Annotated in this window: 6 protein-coding genes and 4 pseudogenes; 6 read left to right on the top strand and 4 right to left on the bottom strand. The window is 33.4% G+C overall.

Annotated elements, in window-relative coordinates:
- Nucleotides 1-275: pseudogene (locus Sarmat_RS06070) on the top strand (hypothetical protein); the annotation flags it as partial.
- A gap of 170 nt (nucleotides 276-445) precedes the next feature.
- On the opposite strand, the gene Sarmat_RS06065 reads toward Sarmat_RS06070, so the two are convergent.
- Nucleotides 446-790 (bottom strand): hypothetical protein, encoded by a 345-nt coding sequence (locus Sarmat_RS06065; protein WP_202149879.1) that lies wholly within the window; start codon nucleotides 788-790, stop codon nucleotides 446-448.
- Nucleotides 791-878: 88 nt separating this feature from the next.
- On the opposite strand from Sarmat_RS06065, the gene Sarmat_RS06060 reads away from it, so the two are divergent.
- The 5 genes and pseudogenes from Sarmat_RS06060 to Sarmat_RS06040 form a co-directional block, all read left to right on the top strand.
- Entirely contained in the window at nucleotides 879-1079 is a 201-nt protein-coding gene (locus Sarmat_RS06060; RefSeq protein ID WP_202149878.1) for a hypothetical protein, read from the top strand.
- 160 nt (nucleotides 1080-1239) lie between these two features.
- Nucleotides 1240-1710: a hypothetical protein gene (locus tag Sarmat_RS06055; RefSeq protein WP_202149877.1), complete on the top strand. Its 471-nt coding sequence runs from the start codon at nucleotides 1240-1242 to the stop codon at nucleotides 1708-1710.
- Nucleotides 1711-2040 (top strand): transposase, encoded by a 330-nt coding sequence (locus Sarmat_RS06050; protein WP_202149881.1) that lies wholly within the window; start codon nucleotides 1711-1713, stop codon nucleotides 2038-2040.
- A 539-nt stretch (nucleotides 2041-2579) separates the two neighbouring features.
- The gene (locus Sarmat_RS06045; RefSeq protein ID WP_202149876.1) at nucleotides 2580-2753 is read left to right on the top strand and encodes a hypothetical protein; all 174 of its coding nucleotides are present in this window, start codon (nucleotides 2580-2582) and stop codon (nucleotides 2751-2753) included.
- A gap of 101 nt (nucleotides 2754-2854) precedes the next feature.
- Nucleotides 2855-3061, top strand: a pseudogene (locus Sarmat_RS06040) (IS481 family transposase); the annotation flags it as partial.
- A gap of 95 nt (nucleotides 3062-3156) precedes the next feature.
- On the opposite strand, the pseudogene Sarmat_RS07480 reads toward Sarmat_RS06040, so the two are convergent.
- The 3 genes and pseudogenes from Sarmat_RS07480 to Sarmat_RS06035 form a co-directional block, all read right to left on the bottom strand.
- A pseudogene (locus Sarmat_RS07480) lies at nucleotides 3157-3438 on the bottom strand (integrase core domain-containing protein); the annotation flags it as partial.
- On the bottom strand, nucleotides 3434-3565 hold the full coding sequence (locus Sarmat_RS07165) for a hypothetical protein (protein WP_279611772.1): 132 nt from the start codon (nucleotides 3563-3565) through the stop codon (nucleotides 3434-3436). The gene Sarmat_RS07165 and the pseudogene Sarmat_RS07480, both read right to left, overlap by 5 nt.
- Before the next feature lie 24 nt (nucleotides 3566-3589).
- A pseudogene (locus Sarmat_RS06035) lies at nucleotides 3590-3754 on the bottom strand (IS481 family transposase); the annotation flags it as partial.
- Nucleotides 3755-3866: the final 112 nt, after the last annotated feature.

Below are 3866 nucleotides of genomic sequence, written 5' to 3'. Positions count from 1 at the left end.
GAGCTACATATGCTGACAAAGGTTATTGCGTTGCTCCCGCCAGGATAGCAGCGGCTCGTAAGGGAGTTCATCTATGTGCTATTAAGAAAAACAATATGAAGGAAAAGAATTTTGATCTCGAGCGCTATTATACTTACATTAGATCTCCTTTCGAAAGGGTGTTTGCTCAGAATAATAAACGACTGCGATATGTAGGAATAGCAAAAAATCAATTTGCTGAATTTATGAATGCAATCTGTTTTAATTTAAAGCGTTTAACCGTCCTTGTTGCATAAAACAGGTAAAAATACATCTATTTAGGCTTATAACAAAACTAAAACAGCTAAAAATGAGATTAATTTCTGATTTGACTAAAAAACTATGCAGTTTTTAATAGCAAAATCCTTATAAAATCACTCAAACAAAAATTTTAACTACAAAATACAAAATTTTCTAAAATCTCATCTTACAACGGTCCCATCAAGTTTTTTTTAAAAAGTTCTGAACTTATTAGCGCAAATTTTTCCATGTCAATACCACGCATATGTTTGATTGAGCATTTTAGCTGAAAAAGTTCAGATATTTTAGCTGAGTAAGTATCAAAGATTGCTTTCGGATCATCACTTCTAACAATATTGTCAATAAAAGACGTCAATGATTCCATCATAACTTTTTCCCGTAGGGAGCTGACAGTTGCTGCAGATTCTTTATTTTTTATACAAAGCCAATTGATCTTCATGAAAATGAAGCGCATGGTCACTAAAAGGCTGATGATGACGCCACGTTCTGAGTCATCCATTCCTCTTTGCATAGCCAGCTGATACCATCCTTCGTGAGACTTCCAGTCTTGTATAAAAATCTCCACGAGCCAACGGAACGCATAGGCTTTATTAGACCTCTTGCATAACCTATTCCGTGGGGTAATTTTGTTGTCAAAACTCCTTTGCGCTCCTCATATACTAGAGTATGCCGCGGTACTCAACATCATTTTTCCTAAAAATCCCTCTTTCATTTTTAGGTTATGCAAGAGGTCTACTGAAATCAGGCTTATTACTTCAAAAGAAAACAATAGACCTCTTCGGAAACTATCATTTTTGTAATTCCATATTGTAAATAGCGGAGATTAAATTGAACCTTAGGCCCTTAGTACCGGACAGTTAGGTAAAAAAGTAGTAGCGTAAAGGTAGAAAAGCAGTTAAACATATACATTTTTAACGCTAATTAAGGATGTTTATGTTATACAATACCACTCTACGCCAAATGTTATCAAAACACTTTCGATGGAATAAATCAAGAGTCGAATTATTGGAGATGATAATTTTATCACTTTTTAAGACCCAGAACGTACAAATTCCTAAAATAGCAGAGGGTATAATAAGTGACGCAAAGCAAGATTCAGTAATTAAAAGAATTTACAGATTTTTTAAAGATCAGCTAATAGATGCAGTCGAAGTTGCAGCGTTGGTAGTGGATATCTTAAATTTAGACAAATATTTGTTAGTAATAGATCGGACAAATTGGGAGTTTGGCAAACAAAAAATAAATGTATTATTTCTAGCGCTTTCATATGAAAACATAGCAATTCCGATCTTTTTTAAGATGCTAGATAATAATGGTGGCAACTCGAAAGCTTCAGACCGTATAGAGCTGGTCAGCAAATTTATCAAATGTTTTGGGATTGGAAAAATAGAGGCAATTCTGGGGGGTAGAGAATTTTTTGACCAGGAATGAATTGAATTTCTTACAAATAATAATATTAATTTTGTATTCCGGATAAAATGTAATACGAAAGTTAGAGGAGCAAATCTTGGTAAAGTGCAAATTAAATCAATTATTAATCATATTAATCAATTTAAAGAAGATATGTGGGTTAGCCTGAATAAACCGCAATTAATTCATAAATCAAAAATTAAAATCACTATGAAAAAAATCAAGGGAGATTATGTTATACTTGCCTATCCCGAGTGTTTTTCAAGTAAAAAAGCAGTGCTTCTTTATAAGAAAAGATGGAGTATTGAATCGATGTTTAAGGCATTGAAAACGCAAGGTTTTAATATGTAAGATACTCACATCAAAGATCTTGAAAGATTAGCAAAATTGCTTGCAGTTTTAACAATTGGATTTGTATTTGCTGTAAAATTTGGGGTAATAAAAAATTTAGTAAAACCAATTAAAATTAAAAATCATAATCGTAGGTTATTTTCTATATTTTCATATGGACCTACTTTTTTAAGAAAAATATTAATGCGATCAAAATTCATCGAAATTTTTGATTTTTTCCTCAGATCTATTATGTCTAACAATCCTTTAAATTCAAAGCTTAAGCAACTATGTGTCCGGTACTAAGTCGCAAGATATAAAACAGAGGGTAATTATTTATCTAAAAAGTTGGTGGCAAGAAAGGATTTTAATATGAGTGCAGCAGGCGCACATTATTGGTTAAAAAAACTGGGATATATCTATAAAAAAAAGATTTTACCTATGTAGAAGCTTGCGAAGAAAAACGTGAGCAATATAAACAAAGAATAGGGGGTATACCAACTCAAGGTCTTGTGTATATAGATGATAAGCGGTATTGATGAGTATTTGTAAAAACAAGGTTGGAGAAGCTACTGGGGAAAAAGAACGGCAAATACTATCAAAGAACAAACATTATAGCTGGTTATGTTAATCATACATCAATAGCACCAATGGTATTTAATGGTTCGTGTAATACACAATTAATTGAGGCCTGGCTAGAGAAATTTCTAATCAAAGAACTAAAAGCTGGTTAAGTAGTGATTATGGATAATGCTGCATTTCATAAATCTCGATGTTCGATCCCAAAGAATAATGGTGTATATTATGAAGAGAATAATTTATGGAGAAAAATCTTATGGGACAAATATTACACGCGAATGCCAGAACAACGGAGGCAATCCGTAGAGAGATCCGTGATAGTAAAGAGAGCATAGAGAAAGCGGCTAAAAGATTTAATGTTAACCCAAAAACAATCATCAAGTGGAGAAAAAGAGAAGATACGAAAGACCTTCCGATGGGTCCTAAGAAGATAAAATCAACAGTACTCTCTGAAGCTGAAGAAGTGTTTAGTCCCAGTAAGAAATGGTTAGGATTAAGTATAAAGTATTCAGGATGAATTGTCCACTGATTTAAAATAAATTGCCAAGGAGTTTTACCTTTGATAGCTTTAAGTCGTTTAGCGAAGTTATAAGCCATCAAATAAGCATGCAGATGCTGTTTCAGCTCATCATGAGGTACATAATGGAAATTGTTTGCAGTTGTTTCTTTGAGAGTTCTGTTCATTCGCTCTACCTACCCATTAGTCCAAGGATGCTTGATCTTAGTCTTTCTATGCTCTATCTGATGCTCATTGTAAACACGCTCAAATATATGAGTAAAAGTATTTTTATGATGATCGTGATTGGTAAATTGAATTCCATTATCTGTCAATACCTTATAAAATAGACCTCTTTCCTAGCTCTACTCCTGATGGCAACTGTGGCGACGCTGTCGATGCTCGAGTCCTCACGTACTTCATGTACGCTGCGGCTCTGTGCTTCGTATACTCCTCGCATTTGCTCATCATGAGCGAGTTTCGAAAGAGGTCTATTTTATAAGGTACAGCTTTAATAAGGTTACGTAAAAACTCTGCGGCAATCATCTTAGTCTGGCTTTTATGTAGCTCTGCATAAGAAAATTTAGATGTTCTATCAATTGCTACATACAAATATAACTTACCTTCAGCTGTTCTGACTTCTGCTATATCTATACTAAATTAGCTTGAGGTAGCGTAAATTATATGATAATATGAAGCAAAAAATGCGAGCATATAGTATAGATTTACGTAAAAAAGTAATAAGTTTTATAAAAAGCGGTAATAGCCAAAA

The sequence above is a fragment of the Candidatus Sarmatiella mevalonica genome (genome assembly GCF_016751895.1).
GTDB lineage: Bacteria > Pseudomonadota > Alphaproteobacteria > Rickettsiales > Rickettsiaceae > Sarmatiella > Sarmatiella mevalonica.
This window is presented reverse-complemented; position numbering and strand designations above follow the sequence as displayed.

Excerpts from the sequence above, each read along its gene's own strand:
- Sarmat_RS07165 (WP_279611772.1), bottom strand. The coding sequence starts at position 3,565 with ATGATGAGCAAATGCGAGGAGTATACGAAGCACAGAGCCGCAGCGTAC.
- Sarmat_RS06065 (WP_202149879.1), bottom strand. The coding sequence starts at position 790 with ATGCAAAGAGGAATGGATGACTCAGAACGTGGCGTCATCATCAGCCTT.
- Sarmat_RS06055 (WP_202149877.1), top strand. The coding sequence starts at position 1,240 with ATGTTATCAAAACACTTTCGATGGAATAAATCAAGAGTCGAATTATTG.